Annotated in this window: 23 protein-coding genes and 1 riboswitch; of the genes, 13 read left to right on the forward strand and 10 right to left on the reverse strand. The window is 69.3% G+C overall.

Annotated features, from left to right (window positions below; genetic code table 11):
* Position 1: 1 nt before the first annotated feature.
* Genes ACWDXS_RS31475 through ACWDXS_RS31495 form a run of 5 tightly spaced genes read right to left on the reverse strand, consistent with a single transcriptional unit; the run spans position 2 to position 5,430 of the window.
* Positions 2-1,621: an ABC transporter substrate-binding protein gene (locus ACWDXS_RS31475; protein ID WP_449971348.1), complete on the reverse strand. Its 1,620-nt coding sequence runs from the start codon at positions 1,619-1,621 to the stop codon at positions 2-4.
* Complete coding sequence (locus tag ACWDXS_RS31480; RefSeq protein ID WP_449971351.1) at positions 1,618-2,688, reverse strand: LLM class flavin-dependent oxidoreductase; 1,071 nt, start codon at positions 2,686-2,688, stop codon at positions 1,618-1,620. The genes ACWDXS_RS31475 and ACWDXS_RS31480 overlap by 4 nt, the downstream gene beginning before the upstream one ends.
* Complete coding sequence (locus tag ACWDXS_RS31485) at positions 2,685-3,644, reverse strand: ABC transporter substrate-binding protein (RefSeq protein WP_378992572.1); 960 nt, start codon at positions 3,642-3,644, stop codon at positions 2,685-2,687. Before ACWDXS_RS31485 ends, ACWDXS_RS31480 begins: the two co-directional genes overlap by 4 nt.
* A gap of 32 nt (positions 3,645-3,676) precedes the next feature.
* Entirely contained in the window at positions 3,677-4,438 is a 762-nt protein-coding gene (locus ACWDXS_RS31490; RefSeq protein WP_379312188.1) for an amino acid ABC transporter ATP-binding protein, read from the reverse strand.
* A complete protein-coding gene (locus tag ACWDXS_RS31495; protein WP_378992574.1) occupies positions 4,435-5,430 on the reverse strand; it encodes an amino acid ABC transporter permease in 996 nt (331 codons plus the stop codon). The genes ACWDXS_RS31490 and ACWDXS_RS31495 overlap by 4 nt, the downstream gene beginning before the upstream one ends.
* A 110-nt stretch (positions 5,431-5,540) precedes the next feature.
* Positions 5,541-5,634: riboswitch (SAM riboswitch) on the reverse strand.
* 366 nt (positions 5,635-6,000) lie between these two features.
* Between ACWDXS_RS31495 and ACWDXS_RS31500 the strand changes: the two genes are divergently transcribed.
* Both ACWDXS_RS31500 and ACWDXS_RS31505 read left to right on the forward strand, forming a co-directional pair.
* Entirely contained in the window at positions 6,001-6,720 is a 720-nt protein-coding gene (locus ACWDXS_RS31500; RefSeq protein WP_387447618.1) for a hypothetical protein, read from the forward strand.
* A gap of 72 nt (positions 6,721-6,792) precedes the next feature.
* Complete coding sequence (locus ACWDXS_RS31505) at positions 6,793-6,990, forward strand: hypothetical protein (RefSeq protein ID WP_449971356.1); 198 nt, start codon at positions 6,793-6,795, stop codon at positions 6,988-6,990.
* Here ACWDXS_RS31505 and ACWDXS_RS31510 read toward each other — a convergent pair.
* The 5 genes from ACWDXS_RS31510 to ACWDXS_RS31530 form a co-directional block, all read right to left on the reverse strand.
* Positions 6,974-8,146: a glycosyltransferase family 2 protein gene (locus ACWDXS_RS31510; protein WP_449971359.1), complete on the reverse strand. Its 1,173-nt coding sequence runs from the start codon at positions 8,144-8,146 to the stop codon at positions 6,974-6,976. The genes ACWDXS_RS31505 and ACWDXS_RS31510 overlap by 17 nt on opposite strands.
* Before the next feature lies 1 nt (position 8,147).
* Positions 8,148-8,903 (reverse strand): LppM family (lipo)protein, encoded by a 756-nt coding sequence (locus ACWDXS_RS31515; RefSeq protein WP_378992682.1) that lies wholly within the window; start codon positions 8,901-8,903, stop codon positions 8,148-8,150.
* 147 nt (positions 8,904-9,050) lie between these two features.
* Positions 9,051-9,986: a carotenoid biosynthesis protein gene (locus tag ACWDXS_RS31520; RefSeq protein ID WP_449971362.1), complete on the reverse strand. Its 936-nt coding sequence runs from the start codon at positions 9,984-9,986 to the stop codon at positions 9,051-9,053.
* Positions 9,987-10,053: 67 nt separating this feature from the next.
* Positions 10,054-11,619 (reverse strand): phytoene desaturase family protein, encoded by a 1,566-nt coding sequence (locus ACWDXS_RS31525; RefSeq protein ID WP_449971365.1) that lies wholly within the window; start codon positions 11,617-11,619, stop codon positions 10,054-10,056.
* On the reverse strand, positions 11,616-12,242 hold the full coding sequence (locus tag ACWDXS_RS31530) for a GNAT family N-acetyltransferase (protein WP_378992583.1): 627 nt from the start codon (positions 12,240-12,242) through the stop codon (positions 11,616-11,618). Before ACWDXS_RS31530 ends, ACWDXS_RS31525 begins: the two co-directional genes overlap by 4 nt.
* 117 nt (positions 12,243-12,359) lie before the next feature.
* On the opposite strand from ACWDXS_RS31530, the gene ACWDXS_RS31535 reads away from it, so the two are divergent.
* From ACWDXS_RS31535 to ftsW, 11 genes are all read left to right on the forward strand, one after another.
* On the forward strand, positions 12,360-12,809 hold the full coding sequence (locus tag ACWDXS_RS31535; protein ID WP_378636670.1) for an SAV_6107 family HEPN domain-containing protein: 450 nt from the start codon (positions 12,360-12,362) through the stop codon (positions 12,807-12,809).
* A 125-nt stretch (positions 12,810-12,934) separates the two neighbouring features.
* Complete coding sequence (locus tag ACWDXS_RS31540) at positions 12,935-13,363, forward strand: DUF3040 domain-containing protein (protein WP_378636672.1); 429 nt, start codon at positions 12,935-12,937, stop codon at positions 13,361-13,363.
* A 402-nt stretch (positions 13,364-13,765) separates the two neighbouring features.
* Complete coding sequence (mraZ, locus tag ACWDXS_RS31545) at positions 13,766-14,197, forward strand: division/cell wall cluster transcriptional repressor MraZ (protein ID WP_056816815.1); 432 nt, start codon at positions 13,766-13,768, stop codon at positions 14,195-14,197.
* A 193-nt stretch (positions 14,198-14,390) separates the two neighbouring features.
* A complete protein-coding gene (gene rsmH, locus ACWDXS_RS31550; RefSeq protein WP_378636675.1) occupies positions 14,391-15,389 on the forward strand; it encodes a 16S rRNA (cytosine(1402)-N(4))-methyltransferase RsmH in 999 nt (332 codons plus the stop codon).
* Complete coding sequence (locus tag ACWDXS_RS31555) at positions 15,386-16,423, forward strand: hypothetical protein (RefSeq protein WP_449971371.1); 1,038 nt, start codon at positions 15,386-15,388, stop codon at positions 16,421-16,423. Before rsmH ends, ACWDXS_RS31555 begins: the two co-directional genes overlap by 4 nt.
* A complete protein-coding gene (locus ACWDXS_RS31560; RefSeq protein ID WP_378992587.1) occupies positions 16,420-18,297 on the forward strand; it encodes a peptidoglycan D,D-transpeptidase FtsI family protein in 1,878 nt (625 codons plus the stop codon). The genes ACWDXS_RS31555 and ACWDXS_RS31560 overlap by 4 nt, the downstream gene beginning before the upstream one ends.
* Positions 18,298-18,467: 170 nt before the next feature.
* The gene (locus tag ACWDXS_RS31565; protein WP_449971374.1) at positions 18,468-20,057 is read left to right on the forward strand and encodes a UDP-N-acetylmuramoyl-L-alanyl-D-glutamate--2,6-diaminopimelate ligase; all 1,590 of its coding nucleotides are present in this window, start codon (positions 18,468-18,470) and stop codon (positions 20,055-20,057) included.
* Complete coding sequence (locus tag ACWDXS_RS31570; RefSeq protein WP_378992589.1) at positions 20,054-21,550, forward strand: UDP-N-acetylmuramoyl-tripeptide--D-alanyl-D-alanine ligase; 1,497 nt, start codon at positions 20,054-20,056, stop codon at positions 21,548-21,550. Before ACWDXS_RS31565 ends, ACWDXS_RS31570 begins: the two co-directional genes overlap by 4 nt.
* The gene (mraY, locus tag ACWDXS_RS31575; RefSeq protein WP_101463569.1) at positions 21,547-22,623 is read left to right on the forward strand and encodes a phospho-N-acetylmuramoyl-pentapeptide-transferase; all 1,077 of its coding nucleotides are present in this window, start codon (positions 21,547-21,549) and stop codon (positions 22,621-22,623) included. Before ACWDXS_RS31570 ends, mraY begins: the two co-directional genes overlap by 4 nt.
* Before the next feature lie 50 nt (positions 22,624-22,673).
* Complete coding sequence (murD, locus tag ACWDXS_RS31580; RefSeq protein WP_378992683.1) at positions 22,674-24,110, forward strand: UDP-N-acetylmuramoyl-L-alanine--D-glutamate ligase; 1,437 nt, start codon at positions 22,674-22,676, stop codon at positions 24,108-24,110.
* 45 nt (positions 24,111-24,155) lie between these two features.
* The gene (ftsW, locus tag ACWDXS_RS31585; RefSeq protein ID WP_387447609.1) at positions 24,156-25,649 is read left to right on the forward strand and encodes a putative lipid II flippase FtsW; all 1,494 of its coding nucleotides are present in this window, start codon (positions 24,156-24,158) and stop codon (positions 25,647-25,649) included.
* Positions 25,650-25,692 lie beyond the last annotated feature (43 nt).

Genomic DNA, 25,692 nt, shown 5'->3' on the forward strand with positions numbered 1-25,692 from the left:
CTCAGTGCCCGCTAACCCAGGTGTCGAAGAACTGCAGTCGCGCTGAGGCTTCGAATTTCAGATCCTGGGTGTGCGCGGCCGCTCCGATCGCCTGGGACAGCTCGATCGTCGGGACGTAGAGCCCGTTGTCGAGCACCTGCCGCTGCGCTGTCGCGAGCAGTTCCGCCCTGGCGGCCGGATCGTTCGTGGCGAGCTGCCGGTCGAGAGTTGTGTCGAGCTCGGGGATCGGGCCGCGTGCGTTGATATTGCGCCCGGCGAGCCCGAACGACGTGCGCAGGATATCGCCGTCGGCGCGGGTGGAGTTGCCGTAACCGGCGTCGACGTCTTTCGTGTTCTGCCTCGCGATGGCCTCCGGGGTGGAGACGAGATCGAGCTTCAGCTCCACCCCGATCTGGCGCAGTTGCTGCTGCACCAGCTCCAGAATCGCCTGGTTGCCCGCGAATACCTGGCTGAACGTCACCGCGAAGCTGAGTCGGTCGCCGTTCTTGGCCCGCACACCGTCCGCACCGAGCGTCCAGCCCGCCTGATCCAGGATCGACTTGGCCTTGGCCGGATCGTAGGCGAGCCGTGCTGACTGATCCAGGTACGCCGGAGTCGCTGATGCCAGGCTCGAGGTCGCCGGTTTGAACTGCGGACCGAGCACGGTCTCGACGAGCTGCTTGCGGTCGATCGCAGGAAGCAGTGCCTGCCGGACCGCCGGATCACGCAGCGGGCCGCGAGTCACGTTGAGCTGCAAGCCGAACGGAGTACCGGGGTTGGATGTCGACAGGATCCGCCCGCCGGTGGCCTCGATCTGCGGTGCGTCCTGGGGCAGTGCGTCGCTGACCGCGTCCAGCTGACCGGAGGCCAGGCTGCCGGTGCGCACACCCGACTCGGGTACCACGGTGAACTCGATCCGATCCAGGTACGCCTCGCCCTGGTGGCCGAAAACAGCGGAGCCCCAGTTGTAGCCGGCGCGTTTGGCCAGGGTCACCGAGGTGTCCTGCTTGTACGCGGCGTAGGTGAACGGGCCACTGCCGATGTTGTCACCGGCGCACCTGGCCTCGGCCGGTTTGGCATTGGTGGAGGTGGCCAGGATGCCGAGCTGCGGAGTCGAGGACGCCTGCAGGAACTGGGCGTTCGGCTGGCTGAACTCCACGCGGGCGGTGAGCTTGTCGACCGCCGTCGTGCCGACATAGCTGGTGAGGTAGCTCGCTCCCAACTGCGCCTTCGCGGCACCGAGCTTCACGATCGCGTCGAAGGTATCGCGCACCGAATCGGCGGTGAGCGCGGTGCCGTCGCTGAAAGTGACCCCATCGGCCAACTTGAAGGTGAACACCTTGGCGTCGGGACTGACCTCCCAGCTCTTGGCCAGCCACGGCGTGATCGCGCCGGTCTTCGGGTCCTGATCGGTCAGCGAGTCGACGATCTGGCGGGCCACATAGATGGTCTGGTTGGTGCCCGACTGCGCCGGATCCGAGCAGGTCGGAGCGCCGGACAGCCCGTAGCGCAACGTGCCGCCCGGCTGCGGCGGACCGGCTTGAGCACCGGAGCCTGCGGTGTCGCTGCCACAGGCGACCACCGTGGTGACGGCGGCCAGTGCGCCGACGGCGGCGGCGATGCGATGACGAGGACGGATCACGAGACAACTCCAGAGAATTGGCGGCCAGCGGCCAGGGGACGACTCGGAATGCGGCGGCGCAGCTCGGGCGCCACCTCGGCCTGGAACAGTTCGAGACTGCCCAGGTACTCGGATTCGGTGCGGCCGTCACGTTCGGCGGACAGGTGGATCACCTCGTGCCCGAACTGTTCGTGATAGCGGCCGACCTTGTCGATCACCTGCTCCGGGCTGCCGACCAGCGCCGACGAGCGGGTGACGAAGTCTTCGACGGTCTCGAACACGACCGGATTGCCGACCTTGCGCTGCAGCGAGGTCCGCGCCTCGAACAGCGGGCGGAACACCGCGACGGCCTCCTGCGAGGTTCGCGCCACATGGAAGCCCGCGGTGCCCGCGCCGACCAGCGCATCGGCTGGGTCGTGACCGTAGTGCGCCCACCGCTCGCGATAGTGGCGGATCAGCGCGGCGTACGGCTCGATCGGATTGGTGACGTTCGCCGAGAACACCGGATCACCGTGGCGCGCGGCCAGTTCCACCGACTCCAGGCTCGTCGCACTCCCGTGCCAGATCCGCACCCGCGGCTGCAGCGGCCGGGGCAACGCCTTGGCGGCGGCGAGCGAGGGTCGGAACTGTCCCGACCACGTCACTTCCTCGCTGTCCCACAGCGCCCGGAACAGCTCGTACCCTTCCCGATTGCGCTCCCACTGATCCTCGGTGGTGACGTGATAGAGCTGCGCCTGCGCCGCGCCGTTGCCCTTGCCGATGATCAGCTCGAGCCGGCCCTCGGACAGGTTGTCGAGGGTGGAATAGTCCTCGAACGCGCGCACCGGATCGAGCAGGCTCAAGGTGGTGACCGCGGTGAACAGGCTGATCCGCGAGGTGAGGGCCGCGATGTGGCTCAACACCACCGGGGGAGCGGTCGACAGGAACGGATCCTCGTGCCGCTCACCGACCGCGAACCCGTCGTAGCCGAGCTCCTCGGCGCGCCTGGCCTGTTCGACCACCTCGTGCAGGCGATCGCGCGTCGTCGGGACCACGCCGGTGACCGGATCGGGCACCCGCGTGATCAGCGTCATCAGTAGGAACTTCATGCGGCGGGCTTCTTCGGCAGACCGGGCGGGTTGATCCGCGACTCGGTGACCTTCTCCGAATTCAGGCCCCAGCGATCGAGGATCTTCTGGTAGCTGCCGTCGGCGATCGCGTGCTGCAGCGCCTTGTGAATCGGGCCGATCAGGCCGTTGTCCTTCTTGGTGAGCGCCGCGATCTCGCCCTGCAGCTGCTCACCCGCGCCGGAGAAGGTGGCGATGATCTTGCCGTCGCTGGTGGCGGAGTGATAGACGGCCGCGGGGTTCGGGCCGATGTAGCCGTCGATGCGCTTGGAGGCCAGCGCGAGGTAGTAGTCGGTGCTCTGCTGGTAGTAGGCGATGTCTACCGGGGGCAGGCCCTCGGCGACGTTCTTCTCGTTCCAGCTCACCAGCAGCTGTTCCTGATTGGTGCCCGCGCCGATCCCGATCCGCTTGCCCGCCAGGCTCTTGCGGTCGGTGTAGGTCAGCGTGCTGTCCTTGGGGACCTCGAGGGCGACGGTGTCGGTGCGGTAGGTGGCGAAGTCGTACTTCTCCTTGCGCTCCTCGGTGACGGTCACGTTCGAGATGAACGCGTCCACCTCACCGGAATCCACCCGCACGAAGTTCTGCGACCAGTCGGCCACCTGGATGTCGAGCTTCAGGCCCAGGATGTCGGCCACCAGGGTGGCGAAGTCGACCTCGGAGCCGATGACCGTCCGGTCGTCGGTGGCGTAGAACCGCAGCGGCGGCACGGAACCGGCGGGACCGGTCACCACCAGCGTGCCGCGGTCGCGGATGGCCTTGGGCACCTCGGCGGCGATCGCGTCGACCTTGGCGGCGCGCACCCTGCCCTCCTGGGCGGGGGACAGGTCGTAGGTGATCGCACCGGCCTGCACGGTGTCGGCGGCCTCGGGCTCGGCGGTGCAGCCTGCCGTCAACAGCGTAGCCGCCGCGACGATGCCGATCAGAGTGGAGAGCTTCATCAGTGTCGAAACCTGTTCGTGGGAAGGGATGTTCAGCGGACGCGGGACAGGAACGCCTGCGTGCGCGGGTGTTCGGGGTGATCGAGAACGCTGGCGGCCTCGCCCTGCTCGACGATCACGCCCTCGTCGAGGAACACGACCGTGTCGGCGACCTCGCGGGCGAAACCGATCTCGTGGGTGACGATCACCAGCGCGGTGCCGCTGTGTGCGAGATCGCGGATCACCGCGAGGACCTCGCCGACCAGCTCCGGGTCGAGTGCGGAGGTGGGTTCGTCGAACAGGATCAGCCGTGGTTTCAAGGCCAGGGCCCGTGCGATGGCCACGCGCTGCTGCTGACCACCGGACAGACGCCGGGGGTAGGCGTCGACGAAATCGGCCAGGCCCACCCGTTCCAAAAGCTGTGTCGCCTCGGCGATCACCTCGCCGCGCGGACGGTGCTGCGCCGAGACCGGGGCGAGCACCACGTTGTCGAGCACCGTGAGATGCGGGAACAGATTGAACTGCTGGAACACGAAGCCGATGCGGCTGCGCTGGGCGCGCACCGCGTGGTCGGGCAGCGAACGCAGGGTATTGCCGCGTTGGCGGTAGCCGATCAGCTCACCGTCGATGTGTACGGTGCCCGCGTCCTGTGCTTCCAGATGGTTGAGCACCCGCAGCAGTGTGGACTTGCCGGAGCCGGACGGCCCGATCAGCGCGACCACCTCACCGGCGCGTACGGCCAGATCCACGCCACGCAGTACCTCGGTGCCGCTGTAGGACTTGCGGATTCCGCGCGCCAGCACCGCTGCGGTCATCGGGTTGCTCCTCGGGGTGCGGCCGCACCGGCGGCGATCTCGGTGACCTTGGCGCGGACCCGCTGCCACGGTGTCGGCGGCAGCTCACGCTGCGCGCCCTTGGCGTAGTGCCGTTCGATGTAGTACTGCAGGATCGACAGCGCCGTGGTGAGCACGATGTACCAGACGGTCGCCACCATCAGCAGCGGCACCACCCGGCCGTTGCGGCCGAAGATCACCTGTACCTGGTAGAACAGCTCGGCGATCGCCATCACCGACACGATCGAGGTGCCCTTGAACAGGCTGATCACCTCATTGGCCGCGTTCGGCAGAATCGAGCGCATCGCCTGCGGCAACACGATCGTGCGGAACTGGCGCCAGCGTGGAATCCCCAGCGCCGCCGCCGCTTCGAGCTGACCGTCGTCGACGGCGAGCAGACCCGCGCGGATCAGTTCGGCCGAATACGCCGCCTGATGCAGGGCCAGCCCGATCACCGCCGCGGTGAAACCGCTGATCACACCATTGACATCGAACTCGTAGAAGCCGGGGCCGAACGGAATGCCCACGGACAGGCGGGGATACAGGTAGGCGATGTTGAACCAGAACAGCAGCTGCACGATCAGCGGGATCGAACGGAAAGCCCAGATGTAGGTCCAGGCGATCACCCGCAGCACGGGATTGTTCGACACCCGCCCGATCGCCAGCAGCGTGCCGATCGCGAAACCGAGGGCGGTGCCCCACAGGGTGAGCTCGATGGTCACCCGGAGTGCGGCCAGCACCGACTTCGCGGTGAAGTACTGGGCGAAAGTGCCCCAGTCCCAACCCGGATTGGTGATCAGGCCGTGCGCGAACTGGGCCACCAGCAGTAGAGCGATCGCCGCGACGGCCCAGCGCCACGGGTGCCACGACCCGGCGATCCGGGGCAGGTCGTCGATGGGCGCCTTGTCGGCGGGGAGAGCGTCGCCGGGCGGTGCGGGCGCGGTCTCGGCGCCGGATACGGCAGACGCGGTCATGGGAATCCTTCGGAAAACAGTGGAACGAGGCACAGTGACCTCCACCCGGCCAGCAACGGGTTCGCGATCTGGCGGCGCTCAGGCCGGACAGGTGGACAGCACGAAAATCTCCTCCATCGAACCCGGCAGAAGCACCCACACCCCGAAACGGGCGGGTTGCTGCGACGTCGTAGAGCCAGGTCTCTCGGTCGCTCTGGATGGTTGTGCCCGGCCGTCGTGGCCCGAGCTGAATCAGCATGTGGCATATGCACTAGTGCGCGCAACGATAGAAATCAACGTGAGCGCAGAGGTTGGAACCGATCGTGGGCACCGGCATAATTGCCCCGGTTCGGCGCGGTAGGTGATTCGCGCGCGGGCGCGGGCGCAGGGGTCTGGGCGAACGCGTCCGGGCATAGGGATCCTGCGGACGCGTCGTTGGGTCCGGTGCCGAGAAGGGGGCGGACACCGGGCCGCGGCGGCGGGTTCGCTGCGAGATTGCGACGCGCCGAACGGCCGGTGACTTCACCTGTCCGGATTCACCCACCGCACGCGGTAGCGTCGGCCTTCTCTGCGTCGATGAGGAGTTTCGCCGTGATCGTTGCACGTCGTTCCGCCACACTGACCTCGCTGACGGCCTGCGCCGCCGCGCTACTGCTGGCCGCGCCGCTGGCCGCCGCCGAACCGGCCGCACCGGTGACGCCCGCTGTCACCCGGGATGCGCCGGCTGTTCGGCCATCGGCGGGCCCGGGTGATCTGCTCGGCGCCTACCAAACCGTCGTCGAGACGCTGAAATCCCTGGGTATCCAGCCGTTCCTGTACCCCACGGTCGCCGCGAACTGCACCGGTGACGGCGCGGGTCTCGTGCCTGCCGTCGCGGGCGCGGTCCCTGGGCCGTGGCCGGCGAACACCCTCCCGATCCCGGGCATCGACCTGTCGGCCGTGAAGTCCGGCCAGACCCTGTTCACCTTCCTGCCCTACGGCCTCGCCCCCGACACCGCTGCGACGAAAACCTCCGGTATGCAGGTGGCCTGGCTCAATATCAGCACCGGTCGCGGCGGCATGGCTTCGATGGGCTCGATCGCCGACATCGTTCGCGCCATGGTCCCGCCCGAGGTTCCCGCCGAACTGCGTCCCCTCGCCGAAACCGCCATCCGTGACTTCCTCTTCGCCGCCATCCCTGTCGGCGGCGTTCGCGCTGTCCCCGTAGACACCGGCCGCGGTACCGTCCTGGCCGCCGTCTTCGGCACCACCGACAATGCGGGCAGGTCTTGCTTCTTCTTTCCCACCATCGGCATTACCGAGGTCGCCTGAAACTCGCGGGTCGGCGTCAGGCTCGGCATCGCCCAGTACTGGATCGTCCGCACGGTCGACGACGACGGACCGGTGTCCTCCATCGAGCAACTGCGTCTCACTTCGGACGGCAGGTACGTCACCGAGCGAATCGGGCTACGGGGTCAGGACCTTGTCACCGCAATCGACCTGGTCAAGGTCGAAATCGCCTGGGCAGATCTGGATCTGGACATCGAACAGTCGTCGACCGCCGGAGTGGCGACGGAGGCGGTGGTCATGCCAGGCGGGTAACGGCGTCGCCGGGCGTCACCAAAGGTCGCTGTTTCCAGCGGAGGCGGCCGGTGCGGTGGCGGTGGTGGGAGCGGGTCCAGAGAACGAGGTAGTGGGCTACCGAGAGGGGGTGGGCCAGGGCTGAGGTGAGGTCGGTGGCTGTTGGGGGGCGGCGGGTTTCGATGGTGCGGGCGGTCAGACGGCTTGTGACGGCGGCCAGGTAGCCGAGTAGGCCTGCTCGGCGGGTTCGGGTGCGGCCGAAGATCGCGGCCAGTGGGGGGATCCAATAGGCGAGGGCGGCGAGGATTCCGATGGCTGCGCCGGTGTCACGGCGGCCGCCGTAGGCCGACCACAGCCAGCGGGTGTAGCCGTCGGTGAGTTCTGTGGTGCCGGTGTACATTCGGGTGCTCGCGGCGGGGCCCGCGGTCACCAGGGCGGTGCGATGGCCTGCTCGGCGGATGGCGCGGGCCAGGTCCAGGTCCTCGGTGGCGCTGGCTGCTACGGCCGCGTGGCCGCCGCCGGCGCGGTAGGCCGCGGCGTCGACGGCGAGGAACTGGCCGCACGCTACGGCGGTGGACGGGCGCAGGCTGTGATTGGCGGGCCCGACGGGCAGGGTCGAGGCCCACGACCAGGCCAGCAGGGGCTGGATGAGGCGCTCGGCGGTCGAACCGGTGTCCTGTCTCGGCCAGGCCGAGACCAGACCTGCTCCGCGCCTGCGCAATTCGGTCACCGCCGCGGCGATCGCATGGGGGGCCAGGCGGACGTCCGCGTCGATGAAGACCAGGGCGGCCGCGTCGGTGCGGGCGGCCAGGCGCGCGCACGCGGCGGCCTTGCCGGTCCAGCCGGGGGCGGGGTGGGCGGCCGAGCGCAGGACGGTGAAGCGCTCGTCGTCGGCGATCGCGTCGAGTGCGGCTTCGTAGGTGCCGTCGGTGGACGCGTCGTCGAGAATCAGCACGCTCAGGCGGGGGACGCCGACCTGTGCGCGAAGGTCGGCGATCAGCGCGGGCAGGCGCTGCGACTCGTCGCGGGCGGGGACGCACACCGTGACCGGTTCGATCACGCCCGCGACCCCGCGCGGCAGGGTGCGCAAGGTGACCAGGTTGTAGGCGGCGGTGGCCGCGCCGAGCGCGGCCAGACCGGTGCCCGCCCAGGTCAGGTAGCGGGCAGCCGCGCTCATGTCAGCGGCCCAGTCTGCGACTGGAGATTTCGCGCCACATCTCCGAGGGGGAGAAACCGCCACGCGGTGCGTTCGGCGGGCCGGGGTTGCGGTCGCGGAACGCCAGGCCCGCGATCAGCGCGGCCACCGCGAGGGTGATGCCGCCGACGATGCCCGCCCAGCCCGCGAACGAGCGGGTGTTGGGGTCGGCGTACTTCACCTCGGCACGCAGGGTCGACACCTCGCCCGCGGGCAGCTTCCACGACACCGTGTTCTCACTGTCGGTGGTCTCCCGGGTGCCGTTGGTCTTGGCGACGCGGGCCGGGAACGCCACGGAGAACTGCACGTCCGAGCCGTGCGGCGGCACCGATTCCAGGTCGACCCGCCCGGTGAGACTCACCAGATCGCCGCTGCGCTGGAATTCGAGCGTGAACATGCCCTGGGTCTGATCCGACAGGCCACCGAGCTGGCCGACCTCGCCGAAGGACAGATCGTCGAAGAACACCTGGGTACCCATGTACCCGTCCTGGTTGTAGTTCTCCACCCGCACCTTCGCCGCCAGCTGCTCCGGCGCCTTCAGCTGCGGCCCCTTGTCTTCAGGCCCCGTCGGCACCACCGCGGCGACGATCCGCCCCGACACGCGATCGTTCGACGACACCCCCATCGACACCTGCACACGCAGGCACCCGGCGAGCGCGGGCACGAGCAATGCCAGCAGGACGGCAACGGCCGCGACGCGCCGCGCGGGCACGGAACGACGCGGCGAAGGAGCGGGCATGTCGGCGACGGGACTCGGCTGCACGGTTGACATCGTGCCAGGCTCAGGCCCGAGAGCCCACACGACGGGCCCAGCGCTCACCACCCACCCGTGCCGATCAGGCATTTTCGCCCCGAATCGGGGTGTGTCGCGGCGGGGCCTGCCCGCTCAGAACACGCGTCGCGCGGCCCGCGCACGCAGAAACAACGGGATTCCGAGCACACCGAGACCGAGGAATCCCCAGATCGCCGAGGCGGGAAGGCCGAGGAACACCGCGTGCGCGAGAGTCGAGCCGAGCCAGGTCCACCCGAACACCGCGACCGGGACCGCCACCGACGGGTCGCGCGGCGGCGGCAGGAAATGATCGAGCAGGGTGAGAATCACCGCCATGACCACGGCGACGAGCGCCCAGCCCAGGTAGTTGGTGTACGGGATCTCGGGGATGCCGGGCAGGCCCGCGTCGGTGACCGCCCAGGTCCATTGGCCGTCGGCCACCATCTGCGGATCGAGGAACAGATCCCAGCCGACCGCGCCGAGGACGAACAGTCCCACGCGCCCGGCATTCGACCCGCTGAGCAGTCGAGCGTCCGACGCGCTGTGTGCCCGCGCACGCACGGATCCGGACCGACCCGGGCGCCGCGTGATCGAGGCGCTCGAGGGGCGCTCGCGAGACACGAGCATGCCCGCGACGATCCAGATCGGGTACAGCCCGCCGGTCCACGCCAACGGCACCGCCAACGGGACATCGGCGAACGCGGGCCCGAGCCGATCGACGGCATAGGCGTAGCTGCCGAACGGGAATCCGGTCGCGGTGCCGACGATTTCGGCGGTGAGCCCCAGCCCGGACACGACGACGAAGAACCCGGCGGCCCACCGCAATCCACGAGTGGTCGCCGCGTGCAGCAGGGCGGTCGAGGCGGACAGCACCACGACCGCGACGGTGATCCGGTCGCGCGCCACCCCCGCGCTCAACGGGTACGTGATCTGCGCGAGCACCAGCGCCAGCGCGGTCACGGCCGGCATCGCGCGGCGTGGGTCGGCGCGTAACCAGGCGCGGATCGCGGCGCGAGTACGACGACCTGTGTCGAGAATCGTGCCGGTCATCGATGCCGCCGAACTGTCGGGCCGGTGCTGCCGTGCCGCTGACTCCGGCGGTGTGGCGGGCAGGCCTTCATCGCTTGCGCAGCGGCGTGAACCGGCGCTTGCGCCCGTCGCCGAGGACCAGCCGGGCCGCGCTGCGCCCGCTGGCTCCGGAGACTCCGCCGCCGGGATGGGTGGATGCGCCGGTCAGATACAGGCCGGGAGCGCCGGGGACGCGCTGGCCCGACAGCTCGGGCAGCGGCCGCCACAGCATCATCTGATCGAGTGACATCTCCACGTGCATGACGTTGCCGCCGCGCAGACCCATCTCCCGCTCGAGATCGACCGGCGTCTGCACGAATCGCCGGAGCACCGACGAGGTGAAACCCGGGGCGTACCGGTCGACCTCGGCGATGATCCGGTCCGCTTCGTGCTCGGCGTGTGCTGCCCAGTCGCCGCCGTCGGCGAGCTCGTAGGGATGCCACTGCGCCCACAGCGACAGCTGATGTTCGCCCGCGGGCGCGATGGACGGGTCGAGCGCGCTGAAACTCATCGCCAGCACCACTGGGCGTGGCGGCAGCGAACCGGCCGTGGCGGCGCCGTGAGCCAGTCGCAGCTGCCGACGGTCGGAGACGAGAAACTGCAGACCACGGGCGGATTCGGCGGGGGAGGCGCCGGGGTATTCGGGTAGCCGGTCGGTGGCCAGGCGCACCACCATGCCGATGCCGGGGCCGACCCGGATGCGGCGCTGCCAGTCGTCGAGGACCTGGGCGTCGAAATCGCCCGCGCGCAACAGGTCGAGTGTCGACAGGATATGGGAACCCGCGATCACCGTGTCGGCGTGCAGTGTCCGGCCCGATTCGGTCGCCACCTGCCACCCGCTGCCGGATCGGCGCAGCGAGGTGACGGCGTCGCCGGTGTGCAGCTCGCCACCGTCGGCCCGCAGGCGCGCGATCAACGCCGCGCTGAGCGCCCCACTCCCACCCACCGCACGCCCGGGCGGCACGGTGTGCATGAGCGCGGCGAACCCGGCCATCGGCGCCGTTCCCGGCTCCGACATCGGCGGACCCGACTGCGCGCCGAACCACGCGAGCGACGCCTTGAGTCGTTCGTCGTCGAACCAGAAGTCCAGTAGCGCGTCACCGGACTGCAAGAACTCCCGCGACAACGCCGATCCGCCGGCCCGCGCGTCCAGCCCCCAGAACGAGCGAACGAGCCTGCCCGGCGTCGGCGGCCCGCCGAACGACCGCATCACCCGTGCGCTGCGCTCACCCCACACCTCGACGAAGCGGCGATATGCGTCAGCGTCCTTGACACCGCAGGCGGCCGCGATCGAGGCGCACGTCTCGTCGAGATCACGGTGGAACACGATCGGCGGGCGCGCACCGTCGGACGGTGTGAAGCCCCAGGGATCACAGTCGAGATAACGCAACCCGAACCGTTCGAGCTCGAGCTCCTCGATGATCCCGGTGTGCCGGATCATGATGTGCGCCGAAGATCCACGATCAACGAGATGGCCGGGGAATCGCGCCACCGTCGATACCGCGCCACCGGGCACCTCGTCGCGCTCGAGCACCTGCACCCGGTGCCCGGCCCGGGCCAGATAACAAGCCGCGACCAGCGCGTTGTGACCGGATCCGACCACCACCGTCGTCATGGGTGCGTGGGCGGCATCGGCAGCCTGCGGCCGAGGATGGCGAACGGCCGGGTATCGCCCGCGAACACGAAATTGCGGATCACATCGGTGAATCCGGCCCGCCGGTACAACTTCCAGGCCCGGTTCGCCTCCTCCGGGACCTCCGGCGTCGACAGCAGCACCGCGGCCTCGGCGCGGTCGGCCAGCAACCGCTCGAGCAGGCGCGCGCCGATCCCACGGCCCTGCGCCGCCGGGTGGACGTGCAGTTCGGTGAGTTCGAAATAGTCGGCGAGCAGGTCACGGGCGGCGGTGTCGGGCCATCCGCAGCGCCGCATACCGGTCTGTACCTGCTGGTGCCACCACTGACGCGGCGCACCGCTGTACCCGTAGGCGATCGCCAGGATCGGCGCGGTGCGCAGGTCGACGCCGCCCGCGTCGTCGGGCAGCACCGCGGCCACCGCCCGCCAGCCGGCCCTGGTGGTGTGTTCGGTCCACATCGGGGCGCGGTGATGCTCGGTGCCACGGGGGTATTCCATGGCGGCGACATAGACCGACAGGGCGTCGTGCAGGCGTGCGCGCAGGGCGGCGACGCTGAGGTCGACGATGACGGGTGCGGGGGTGTGATTCGGCTTGACGGCTGTCATGGCTCTCGTCGATGGCGCGCGGACGCGGAAAGTTGTCGGTGGGTGTCCCTATATTCAATCTCAATTCAAACGTTCGAATGTTAGTTCGATCAGTGCGAGGGGCGAAAGGGGCAGCAGATGGCTGGTCACAACGATGGTCGAGCGCACGCGGGCCACGACGGGCGAGCCGGCGGACTACTACGCCAGGCCGACGCGCTGCTCACCGATTCCGCCTGGGAGCACGAACCGGGGGAACGGTTCCGCACCGCGTACCTGGCCGCGCTGCGCGGCGCGGGCTCGATGATCGCGCTCACCGGCGCCGATCGCGCGCCGCGGGCACGCTCGCGTAGCGCCTGGGTGTTACTGAGACGCGCCAGCCCGGAGTTCGTGATGTGGGCCGACTACTTCGAGGCGCACTCGCAATTACGGGCCGCGCTGGAGGCCGGATTGGACCGAGCGATCACCGACACACAAGCTGACGAGTTCTGCTCACGGGTGGGCGCATTCCTCTACGACGTCGACGATGCGCTGGTAGCCGCGGCTAAGAGCCTCCCGCAGCCGAGTCGTGGCCGCGACATGACCGCTTAGTTATGACCGAGTAGGTGGTACGCCACCGATCGAACTCGTATCATGGGGAGCAGATAGCCGCCAAGGTCGGCTACCCGTCGCCTACCCGGAGGCGACCAGCCACGCCTAGTGCCGGGGGAGGTACCGTGCCACTCTCCGAGCACGAGCAGCGCATGCTCGAACAGATCGAGAGCGCTCTCTATGCTGAGGATCCGAAGTTCGCCTCGTCCGTCCGCGGCGGACGTCTTCGCTCCACGTCGAGTCGACGCAGACTCCAAGCTGCGGCGTTGTTCGCCGTCGGCCTCTTTCTGCTCGTCGCCGGCATCGCCGCCCCGTTCAAGCCGGGCGGTTTCCCGATCATCAGTCTCGTCGGATTCATCGCCATGTTCGGCGCTGGTGTCCTGTTGATGATCGGCAACTCGCGTCGCGCCGCCCGACCGGACGCGACCGAGCCTCCCGCGGCGGGCAGCGGCCCGACCACGGGGCACCCGGCCCGTGGTGGTCGCCAGCGCAAGTCCGGCGGCTTCTCCGAGCGAATGGAAGACCGATTCCGGCGACGGTTCGAGCAGGAATAGCTCAGACCTAGCCGACAACGTTGGCGGCGCCACATCCAGCACGGGTGTGGCGCCGCTTTCGTGCGTCCATGGGTGCGGTGACTGTCAGAACGCGAGGCCAGGGCGGTTCCCCCACCTTCCCCACCGCTCCCCACACTTCCCCCGCCCGGCCGCTCGACCGATGTCGCACCTGCGATGTTTGCTGAACGTTGTCGGAACGAGGGGTTGCCGACCCGCGCGGGTTGCCCGAACACGGGATAACCGCGAATCTCAGTGATAGCTGGGATGACCTGCGGAATTGTCTTGGCGGGGAGCAGGATCACTCAGGGTTTCGATTGAAAGTGGGGGAAAGTGGGGTAATGTGGGTCGCGCACTACAGGAGAGGCCGTACGGCGAGGTGAATCCAGTAGGGAGGTGGCCGAGATGTTCCTCGGTACCTACACCCCCCGATTGGACGACAAAGGGCGGCTGACGTTGCCTGCGAAATTTCGAGACGATCTGGCGGGAGGGTTGATGGTCACGAAAGGCCAAGACCACAGCCTGGCCGTGTATCCGAAAGACGAGTTCACCGCGCTCGCGCGGCGAGCCGCGTCGGCGTCCCGAAGTAACCCGCAGGCAAGGGCTTTCGTTCGAGCGCTGGCGGCGGGCACCGACGAGCAACGTCCGGATGCACAGGGCCGGATCACGCTGTCGCCGGACCATCGGCGCTATGCGAACCTCTCGCGGGATTGCGTGGTGATCGGTTCGGTCGACTTCCTCGAAATATGGGATAAGCAGGCGTGGGAGACCTACCTCGAGGAACACGAGGAGGACTACGCGCAAGCCGGAGACGAGTCGCTGGGCGGAATCTTCTGACCCGGAGCACGCGAGTGCTGCGAGGCCTCTGCCCGGGCGTGGACCCTGACGTACTTCCCCGACGCCAGGTGCCTTGCCCCGGTCAGAGACCTCGAAGCATTCGCATCAACTCGTTCGACAAGCACTCATTCGAAAAGCACTGTGTGGCACGGCGATCCGTCTGCGACGCGAGGCAGTATCCCGGGAGGTCGAGGTGAACCATGACGCCGAGAACCCCCGTCATGTGCCGGTTCTGCTCGAGCGCGCCGACGATCTGCTCGGCCCCGCGCTGAGCGAACCGGGCGCCGTCTACATCGACGCGACCCTCGGATTGGGCGGGCACGCCGAGCATTTCCTGCGTACCTACCCGCAGGCGCGTCTGGTCGGTCTCGACCGCGACACCACCGCGTTGCGGATGGCAGGCGAGCGCCTGGCGCCCTACGCCGACCGGATCACGCTGGTGCACACCCGCTACGACGGCATCCCCGCGGCCCTGGCCGAAGCGGGGCTCGACGAAACCGGTTCCGTCTCAGCCATCCTCATGGATTTGGGTGTGTCCTCGATGCAGCTCGACGAGGCCGAACGCGGCTTCGCGTACTCCGTCGACGCACCGCTGGACATGCGCATGGACCCGACCACCGGGATCACCGCGGCCGACGTGCTCAACACCTACAGCCACGGCGACCTGGCCAGGGTGCTGAAAACCTATGGCGACGAACGGTTCGCGGGCAAGATCGCCTCGGAGGTGCTGCGCAGGCGGGCGGTCAAGCCGTTCGCCACCAGCGCCGAACTCGTCGAGGTGCTCTACGCGACCATTCCGGCGGCGGCGCGCCGCACCGGCGGACATCCGGCCAAGCGCTCGTTCCAGGCGCTGCGGGTGGAGGTCAACGGTGAGCTCGACTCGCTGCGGGCGGCCCTGCCCGCGGCACTGGATTCACTGCGTGTGGGCGGACGGATCTGTGTCATGTCGTACCAGTCGCTCGAAGACCGGCTGGTCAAACACGAACTCGCGCCACGGATCGTGTCCCGGTCGCCGATGGACCTGCCGGTCGAACTGCCCGGCATGGGACCGGAATTCCGGATGCTGACCCGTGGAGCGGAAAAAGCGACCGAGTCCGAGATCGAGGTCAATCCGCGATCCGCGCCGGTGCGGATGCGCGCGGCCGAACGAATCGCGGAGAGGTCAGGGAGGACACAGGAGGGGACACGATGAGCGTGCGGACGAGCACAGTCGCGGTGCCGAGCAAGACGGCCCGGCGCGTAGCGGCGGCCGAACGAGTGAAGTCCGGTGCGGCAGAGCGGGCCTACGCCCGCAAGCGCACCAGGGAACAGCTGCTCGACGGCATCGAGCTGCCCGAACGGGCCTCGACGATGGCGGGGCGGATCCCGTTCGTCACCGCGATCATCGGACTGCTCGGCTGCGGCCTCGCCCTGACCCTGTTGCTCACCACCCGCGCCGCCGAGGACAGCTATCAGCTCGGTGACGCCAGGGCGGTCAACCGCAAGCTCGACGACGAGCGGGCCGCGCTGCAGCGCGAGGTCGCCGCCGCCGACTCCGCTCCCGAATTGGCCGCTCGCGCACGTGAGCTCGGCATGATCCCCGCGAAGGATCCGGCCCGGCTGGTGATCGGCGCCGACGGCGAGGTCACCGTGATCGGTAACCCGACGCCCGCGCAGGGTGCACCGGTGCCGCCGCTGAACGGTCCGCCGACCACCGCCCCGAACACCCCGGCGCCGGGACACGCCCAGGCGCAGGGCGAGCGGGTCGTGCCGGTGCAGCCGGGTGCGGCCACCGCGAGTCCGAGCGCGCCCGCCGGTGCCGCGCCCAGCAGTGTGCCGACGAACGTGCTCGCGTCTCCGCCCGCGCCGACGGCCCCCACCGTGAACGCGCCGCAGCCCGCGGTCGCTCCGGTCGCTCCAGCCCCGGTCGAAGCAGCCGTTCCCGCTCCGGCGAACGGTCAGGCACCGGCGGCGAACGGTGAAGTCCCCGCTCCGGTGGACGGCGCTGCCCCGGCCCCGCTCGCCCCGGCGACGGTGCCCGATCGCATCGACGTCGCGGGTCAGGGTGCACCGCTTGTCTCGGCCGACACGCCTGCGCTCGCACCGGATGTCGTGGCCGACCCGCCGATTCCGGCCGGTGCGCCGTTACCGGGTGCGGTGGCTCCGGCCCCCGCATTACGAGCCCCCTCGGCCGGACCGCCGAGTGAACAGCCGCAGGTCGTCGAATCGCAGGATGGTCCTCGATGAAGCAGAGCGGGCCCGCGTCGCAGCAGCGACGCGGGCCGGTCTCGTCGAGGGCCCGCCGCGCAGGCTCGCTCTCGCCGGACCGGCCGATCCGCCTGCGCCTCGGCGTCGGCCGGGTCACCCTGCTGGCCTCGTTGGCCGTGGTCGCGTTGCAGCTGCTCTACATTCAGAGTCTCGCCGCTCCCGCGCTGTCGGCGCAGGCGGCCTCGCAGCGCACCATCAAGGCCACCGAGGCGGCCGTGCGCGGCCCCATCACCGACCGGCACGGCAACCAGCTCGCCTTCACCCTCACCGTGAAAGCTCTGACCTTCCAGCCGGTGACCGAGCGCGAGAAAATGGTCGAAGCCAAGAAGCTGAAGCCCAGCGCGCCGGACCCCGAACAGCGGCTCAAGGACATCGCGAAGTTCATCCACGACAAGCTCGGGGCGCCCACCGAGCAGGAACTGCTCGACAAACTCAAGAGCGACAAGAAGTTCCATTATCTGGCCAAGAACGTCGATCCGCGCGTGGCTGCCGAGATCACCGCCAAGTTCCCGGAGGTCGGCGCCGAACGGCAGGACCTGCGCGAGTACCCGGGTGGTTCGCTGGCGTCCAATGTCGTCGGCGCGATCGGCGGCGACCGGCACGGTCAGATGGGTCTGGAATCGGCACTGGATTCGGTGCTCTCGGGTACTGACGGTTCGCGCACCTACGACCAGGGTTCCGACGGCGCGGTGATCCCCGGCAGCTACCGGGATCTGCAGCCTGCGGTGAACGGCTACGGCGTCGAGCTGACCCTGGACGCGGACCTGCAGTACTACGTGCAGCAGCAGGTGCAGCAGGCCAAACAGGTCTCCGGCGCGTCCTCCGCCTCGGCGGTGGTGCTCGACGCCAAGACCGGCCAGGTGCTCGCGATGGCCAACGACGGTACCTTCAATCCCGCACTGGGCCCGAACCATTGGGCCTCGGGCAAGATGGGCAACCCTTCGGTCTCCGAGCCCTTCGAACCCGGCTCGGTGAACAAGATCATCACCGCGGCGGCCGCCATCGAATACGGCGTGACCACCCCCGACGAAGTACTGCAGGTGCCGGGCTCGATCCGGATGTCGGGCGTCACGGTGAACGACGCGTGGCAGCACGATGTCGCGCCCTATACGACCACCGGCATCTTCGGAAAGTCCTCCAACGTCGGCACTCTCATGCTCGCCCAGCGCGTGGGCGAGGACCGCTTCGCCGACATGGTCACCCGCTTCGGGCTCGGCCAGCGCACCGGCGTCGGCCTGCCCGGCGAGAGCGGCGGCCAGGTACCCGCCCGCGACCAGTGGTCCGGCGGTTCCTTCGCGAATCTGCCCATCGGTCAGGGACTCTCGATGACGACCCTGCAGATGACGGCCATGTACCAGGCCATCGCCAACGACGGCCTGCGGATCCCGCCGCGCATCGTCAAGGCCAAGGTCGCCCCCGACGGCACCCGCACCGAGGAGTTGCAGCCCGACGGCGTGCGCGTGGTCAGCCCGCAGACCGCGCACACCCTGCGTGAGCTGTTCCAGGCGACCGTGCAGAAGGACCCGATGGGTGTTCAGATGGGCACCGGCGCACCCGCCTCGATCGAGGGGTACCAGGTGGCGGGCAAGACCGGCACCGCGCAGAAGGTCGACCCCGCGTGCCGCTGCTATTCGACTTCGTCGTTCTACAGCACGTTCGCCGGGATGGCGCCCGCCGACAACCCCCGCTACGTGATCGGCATGATGCTCGACGCGCCCGTGCGCAGCTCCGACGGCACCGGGGGCGGCTCGGCCGCACCGCTGTTCCACAGCATCGCCTCCTGGGCGTTGCAGCGCGACCGGGTGCCGCCCTCCCCGGAGGCCAAGCGACTGGTGCTGGAGGCGGTGTCATAACGGCTGGTGCCGTAGTTCTCGGCCCCTTCGTCGCACCGTCCACTCAGTCCGGAGGCGGGCGGGCCGAGAACACCAATTAACTCAACCCGCGTTGTCCGACCGACACCGCGCGTCGGTAACCTGACTGCTCGTCTCGCCCACGCGCTCGATCACTCTCAGAGAGGAGCCTTGTGCCCGCGCAGTCCAGCCCGCACGCGCTCCGGCCAACCACTCCGCTGTCGACATCGCTGCAGGCCGTGGCGGACCTCACCGGTGCCACGTCGGTTGCCCCGGTGTCCGCCGAGGTGACGGTCACCGGCATCGAGCAACGATCCAACGCGGTGCGCGCCGGAGACCTGTTCGCCGCGCTGCCCGGCGCGAACTCGCACGGCGCCCGATTCGCCGCCGACGCGATCGCGAACGGCGCGGTCGCCGTGTTCACCGATGCCGCGGGCGCCGAGTTGATCGGTGACGTCGCGGTGCCCGTGCTGGTGCGCGAGCAGCCCCGCGCGGTGCTCGGCGAGCTCTCCGCCGAGATCTACGGCCACCCCAGCGATCGGCTGCGTATCGTCGGCATCACCGGCACCTCGGGTAAGACCACCACCTCGTATCTGGTGGAAGCCGGTCTGGCCGCGGCCGGACTGTCCACCGGGCTGATCGGCACCATCGAAACGCGGATCGGCGGGCAGCGGGTGCCGAGTGCGCTCACCACGCCCGAGGCGCCGCAGCTGCACGCGATGTTCGCCGCGATGGTCGAGCAGGGTGTCGACGCGGTCGTGATGGAGGTGTCGAGCCACGCGCTCGCGCTGGGCCGGGTCGACGGCGTGCGGTTCGCGGTCGGCGCGTTCACCAACCTCTCGCAGGACCATCTCGACTTTCACAAGGACTTCGAGGACTACTTCGCCGCGAAACGTCGGCTGTTCGACGTGGATTCGCCGGTTGCCGCGCGCACCGCGGTGATCTGCGTCGACGACGAATGGGGCACCCGCCTGGCCGGTGATCTGGTCGAACCGGTCACCGTGTCGACCACCGGCGCGGCGACCTGGCAGGTCAGCGGCGACATCAAGACCACCGGCGGCGAGCAGGAATTCACCGCCGCCGGACCCGACGGCGAACTGGCGGTGCGCCTGCGCCTGCCCGGGCGCTACAACGTCGCCAACGCGCTGCTGGCCGTCGCCACTTGCGCTGCCGCAGGCGTCGATCCGGGGATCGCGGCTCCGGCGCTGGCCGGTGTGGACGTGCCGGGCCGGATGCAGCGCGTCGAGCGCGGCCAGGACTTCCTCGCCGTCGTCGACTACGCGCACAAGCCCGCCGCCATCGAGTCCGTGGTCACCACTCTGCGCGGCCACCTCGTCGAAGCGGGTACGGGTCGGCTGGCTGTCGTGCTCGGCGCCGGTGGCGACCGTGACGTGGCCAAACGCCCGCTCATGGGCGCCGCGGCAGCCCGCGCCGACCTGGTGATCGTCACCGACGACAACCCACGCACCGAGGACCCGGCGGCCATCAGGTCCGCCGTGGTGGCCGGTGCGCACGAACTCCCGGCCACCGAACGCGGCGAGATCCGCGAGATCGGTGACCGCGCGGCGGCCATCGCCGCGGCCATCGCCTGGGCGCGTGCGGGCGATGTGGTGCTCGTCGCGGGCAAGGGCCACGAGGCGGGCCAGGAGATCAAGGGCGTCAAGCATCCCTTCGACGACCGCGAGGTGGTCGCGGCGGCGCTGGATGCCCTGCGGAGACGACACAGTCCGCACACGGACTCGGAGGACTTGACAGTTTCATGATCGAGATGACACTGCGGGAGATCGCGGACGTTGTCGGCGGCGAGCTGCACGACGTACCCGACCCCCAGGCACTGGTGACCGGTTCGGTCGAATTCGATTCGCGCCGAATCGGTTCCGGCGATCTGTTCCTCGCCCTACCCGGCGCCAACTCCGACGGACACGACTACGCCGCGAAGGCGGTCGCCGCCGGGGCGGTCGCGGTACTGGCTGCCCGCCCGGTCGGCGTGCCCGCCATTGTCGTGGCACCCGAGCTCGGCGCAGTTCCGGGGACGTCGGTGGCGCTCAGCCACGATGACAGCGTCGGCTCCGGCGCGGCCGTGCTGGCCGCGCTGGCCGAGCTGGCGCGGGTCAGTACCGAGAAGCTGGCCGAGCGCACCGGTCTCACCGTCGTCGGCGTCACCGGGTCCTCCGGCAAGACCTCGACCAAGGATCTGCTGGCCGCCGTGCTGGCGCCGCTGGGTCCGGTCATCGCCCCGCCGGGCTCGTTCAACAGCGAACTCGGCCACCCGTGGACGGCCCTGCGCGCCGGTCTGGACACCAAGTTTCTCGCGCTCGAACTGTCGGCTCGCGGTGTCGGCCACATCGCCGCCGCGGCCCGCATCGCACCGCCTCGGATCGGTGTCGTGCTCAATGTCGGCACCGCCCACCTCGGCGAATTCGGGAGCCGCGAGGCGATCGCGCAAGCCAAGGGCGAGCTCGTCGAGGCGCTGCCCGCCGAGGGGCTGGCGGTGCTCAACGCCGACGACCCCAATGTCTCGGCCATGGCGTCGCGCACCAAGGCACGCGTGGTGAAGGTCGGCCTGTCCGGCGACGCCGACATCCGCGCCACCGACGTGATCACCGACGATCAGGCCCGCGCCCACTTCACCCTGCACGTGGGCGGCGAATCGATCCCGGTGCGACTCGCTGTGCACGGCGAACACCAGGTCGGCAACGCCCTGGCCGCCGCGGCCGTCGCTCTCGAATGCGGCGCCGACCTGGCGACCGTCGCCCAGGCGCTGTCCGGCGCCACCGCGGCCTCGGTCCGCCGGATGGACGTGACGACCACCCCTGCGGGCGTCACTGTCATCAACGACTCCTACAACGCCAACCCCGACTCGGTGCGCGCGGCGCTCAAAGCGCTGGTCACCCTGGCGAAATCGGCCGACGAGCCCCGGCGCAGCTGGGCCGTGCTCGGCGAAATGGGCGAACTCGGCGACACCTCGGTGATCGAACACGACGCGATCGGACGCCTGGCCGTGCGCCTCGACGTCGACCGGTTGATCGTGGTCGGCACCGGACGACCCTCCCACGGCATGCACCAGGGAGCGGTGATGGAAGGCTCATGGGGCGAGGAATCGATCCTCGTTCCCGATATCGACGCGGCGATCGCGCTGCTCGACGACGAGATCGCCGCAGGCGATGTGGTACTGGTCAAGGCGTCGAAGGCGGTGGGCCTGTGGGCCGTCGCCGAGCACCTGACCGGGGCAGCGGAAGGTAATACAGCTCGATGAGGCAAATTCTGTTCGCGGCGGGGATCGCACTGGCGGTGTCGATCCTGCTGACGCCGTTGCTGGTTCGGGTGTTCGCCAGACAGGGCTTCGGCCAGGAGATCCGGGTCGACGGCCCGGCCAGTCACCAGGCCAAGCGCGGCACCCCGACCATGGGCGGTGTCGCGATCCTGATCGGTATGTGGGCGGGCTATCTCGGCTCGCACCTGATCGGCATCGGCTACGACGCGGAGGGGCCGACGGCGTCGGGTCTGCTCGTGCTCGGGCTCACCACCGCGCTCGGCGTCGTCGGTTTCCTCGACGACTTCATCAAGCTGCGCAAGCAGCGCAACCTCGGGCTCTCGGCCGCGGGCAAGTACATCGGGCAGACCGCCGCGGCGGTCATCTTCGCGGTGCTGGCCCTGCAGTTCCGCAGCACCGACGGGCTCAGCCCCGCCAGCAAGCACCTGTCGTACGTGCGCGACTGGAACACGGTGTCGATGGGCGCGATCATCTTCGTCGTCTGGGTGCTGTTCCTGGTCGTGGCCTGGTCCAACGCGGTCAACCTGACTGACGGCCTCGACGGTCTCGCGGCCGGTTCGATGAGCCTGCTGCTCGGCGCGTACGTGATCATCACCTTCTGGCAGTACCGCAACTCCTGCTCCACCAGCCCCGAAGCCGGGTGCTACAACGTGCGCGACCCGCTGGACCTGGCGTTGGTCTGCGCCGCCGCGGCCGCCGCGTGTATCGGATTCCTGTGGTGGAACGCCGCGCCCGCGCGAATCTTCATGGGCGACACCGGTTCGCTGGCCCTCGGCGGCCTGATCGCCGGTCTGTCGATCACCACCCGCACCGAGCTGCTGATGGCCGTGATCGGCGCGTTGTTCGTCGCCGAGGCGGCATCGGTCATGCTGCAGGTGGCGGTGTACCGCACCACGCGCAATCGGCTGTTCAAGATGGCGCCGTTCCACCATCACTTCGAGTTGAGTAAGTGGGCCGAAACCACGGTGATCATCCGGTTCTGGATTTTGGCGGGCATCTCCGCCGCAGTGGGCCTCGGCCTGTTCTACAGCGAATATCTGTCACAGGTCGGGTGAGTAGAGACATGGTCGAACACTCGCCCCGCGCCCTGCGTTCCCCGGGCCCGATGCTCGAATTCCTGCGTGGCCGCGACGTTCTCGTCGCCGGTTGGGGCGTCTCCGGGCGCTCGCTGATCGAACCGCTGCGCGATATCGGCGCCCACCCCGTGGTCACCGACAACGGCGCGAAGGCGCTCGCCGAGGCCGCCGAACTCGGCCTCGAGATCGCCACCAGCGTCGAACTCGAAGGCGCCGACCTGAGCCGGTTCGCGCTCGTGATCACCAGCCCGGGCTGGCGACCGGATTCGCCGGTGCTGGTCTCGGCGGTCACCGAGGGCGTGCCCGTCTGGGGCGACGTCGAATTCGCCTGGTGGGTCGATCAGGCCCGCATCTACGGGCCGGTCCGCAAATGGCTGGTGATCACCGGCACCAACGGCAAGACCACCACCACCCAGATGACGCATTCGATCCTGCGCGCCGCCGGCATCTCCAGCGTGGCCTGCGGCAATATCGGCCTGCCGATCCTGGACGCACTGCGCCGCAACCCCGGCCCGCAGGTTCTCGCCGTCGAGCTGTCCTCGTTCCAGCTGCACTGGGCGCCGTCGGTGCGACCCGAGGCAGGCGTCGTGCTCAATGTCGCCGAGGATCACCTGGACTGGCACGGCGGTCTCGATGCCTACGCCGCGGCGAAGGCCCGCGCGCTGACCGGTCGCGTCGGTGTCGTCGGCCTCGACGACCCGGTCGCGGGCGCACTGGCCCGCAAGGCCAAGGCGCGGCGCACCGTCGGCTTCCGGATCGGTGTCCCCGCCGACGGTGAGCTGGGTGTGGTCGACGGCAAACTCCTCGACCGCGCCTTCACCAAGGCCGCGATCCTCGCCGAGACCAGCGACATCAGCCCGCCGGGACCCGCGGGCATCGCCGACGCGCTGGCCGCGTCCGCGCTGACCAGGGCCATCGACGTGGCGCCGCAGTTCGTCAAGGAAGGCCTCGCCGAACACAAGGTGGGCCCGCACCGCACCGCGTTCGTGCGCGAACTCGGCGGTGTGGAGTTCATCGACGACTCCAAGGCCACCAACCCGCACGCCGCGCGCGCCGCGATCATGGCGCACCCGCAGGTGGTCTGGGTAGCGGGCGGTCTGCTCAAGGGCGCAAGTGTCGACGATCTGATCGAAGAGATCGGTGACCGGCTGGTCGGCGCGGTGCTGTTCGGGGCCGACGCGCCGGTGATCGCCGCCGCGATGACGCGACACGCACCCGAAGTCCCGGTCATCGAGCTGGATGCGGGAGACGATGCAGACATGGAGTCGTCGAGATCGCAGCGAGCCGAGGCGGTCATGGGCCGCGCGGTGCGCGCCGCGGCGGGTCTGGCTCGCGCCGGAGACACTGTCCTGCTCGCACCCGCGGCCGCTTCCCTCGACATGTACGACGACTACACCCATCGCGGACGCTGTTTCGTGGATGCGGTGACGGCACTGGAAGATGGTGACATCGGGCGGGCGCTGTGACGAAGGCGCGCCCGGCCGAGCAGTCACCGCCCAAGAGGGGGCAGCGTGGTTAAGAGCCGGGGCAGCGTGGACGACAGCCGGGTCGGTAAGGGCCAGGCGGGCGCGAGTACTCGCCGCAAGAGTTCGGGGCAGCCGAATTGGGCGGGGGAGCGCTTCGGTGCGTGGTTGGCCCGGCCGCTCGCGTCGTTCCATCTGATCGTCACCATCGCGACCCTGCTCACCGTGCTGGGTCTGGTGATGGTGCTGTCGGCGTCGAGCGTCGAGGCCTACGCCGGTGGTGGTTCGGCCTACGCGTTGTTCATCCAGCAGGCCATGTTCGCCGGGCTCGGTGCCATCGCCTTCTATGTGGCGTTGCGGTTGCCGCTGCGGTTCCTGCGCCAGTGGTCGTTCCCGATCTTCAGCATCTCGGTGCTCGCGTTGGTGCTGGTGCTCATCCCGGGCATCGGCGCGATCCACGGCGGCGCGCGCCGCTGGTTCGACATCGGCCCGCTGTCGATCCAGCCCTCCGAAGTCGTCAAGGTGACCCTGATCGTGTGGGGTGCGCACCTGCTCGCCTCGCGCCGGGGCGCCCAGCTCAAGGACATCCTGGTGCCGCTGGTGCCCGCGGGTCTGCTGGTGTGCCTGCTGGTGGTGCTCGAGCCGAACCTGTCGACCACCATCGCCCTCGGCATCGTGCTGATGGCGCTGCTGTGGTTCGGCGGGCTGCCGGCGCGACTGTTCGTCGGGATCATGGTGACCGGTCTGGTCGCCGCTTCCGTGCTGGCACTGTCGGCCGGGTACCGCTCCGACCGTGTGCGCGCGTTCTTCAATCCCGGTGACGATCCGCAGGGGGTCAACTACCAGGCGCGTCAAGCCAAGTACTCCCTCGCCGACGGCGGTATCTGGGGCCGCGGCCTCGGGCAGAGCCGCGCGAAGTGGAGCTACCTGCCCAACTCGCACAACGACTTCATCTTCGCCATCATCGGCGAGGAACTCGGCTTCCTGGGCTGCATGCTGGTCTTGGCGCTGCTCGCCCTGTTCGTCTACGCGGGTATCCGCATCGCACTGCGCTCGGTCGACCCGTTCCTGCGCCTGCTCACCGCTACCGCCACCACCTGGATCACCGCGCAGGCGCTGATCAACATCGGCTATGTCGTCGGGCTGCTGCCGGTGACCGGTCTGCAGTTGCCGCTCGTCTCGGCCGGTGGTTCGTCGCTGGCGATCACGCTGTTCATGTTCGGCATCATCGCCAGCGCCGCCCGGCACGAACCCGAAGCGGTGTCGGCGTTGAAGGCAGGTCAGGACGGCAGGCTCAGCAGGCTGCTCCGACTACCGGTGCCCGAGGTGTACACCCCGCCGGCGCCGCGCAAAGTGGCGCCGCGCGCCCGAACCGAACGACCACGTCAGGCCCCTCGCCGCCAGCCGCCCGCCGACCGCAGGCGACGGGTGCCGGAAAGCCGCGGCACGAGTTCGCTACGGTCGACAAGAGCGTGGGAGCCGACCTACCCGATGCCACACCGCCCGGTGAAACGGCGGACCGGCGGAGGCGGCGGAGCATGACCACGCAGGCTTTCGCGAGATCGAATTCGATACAGAGAGAACG

Source organism: Nocardia sp. NPDC003183 (assembly GCF_053590715.1).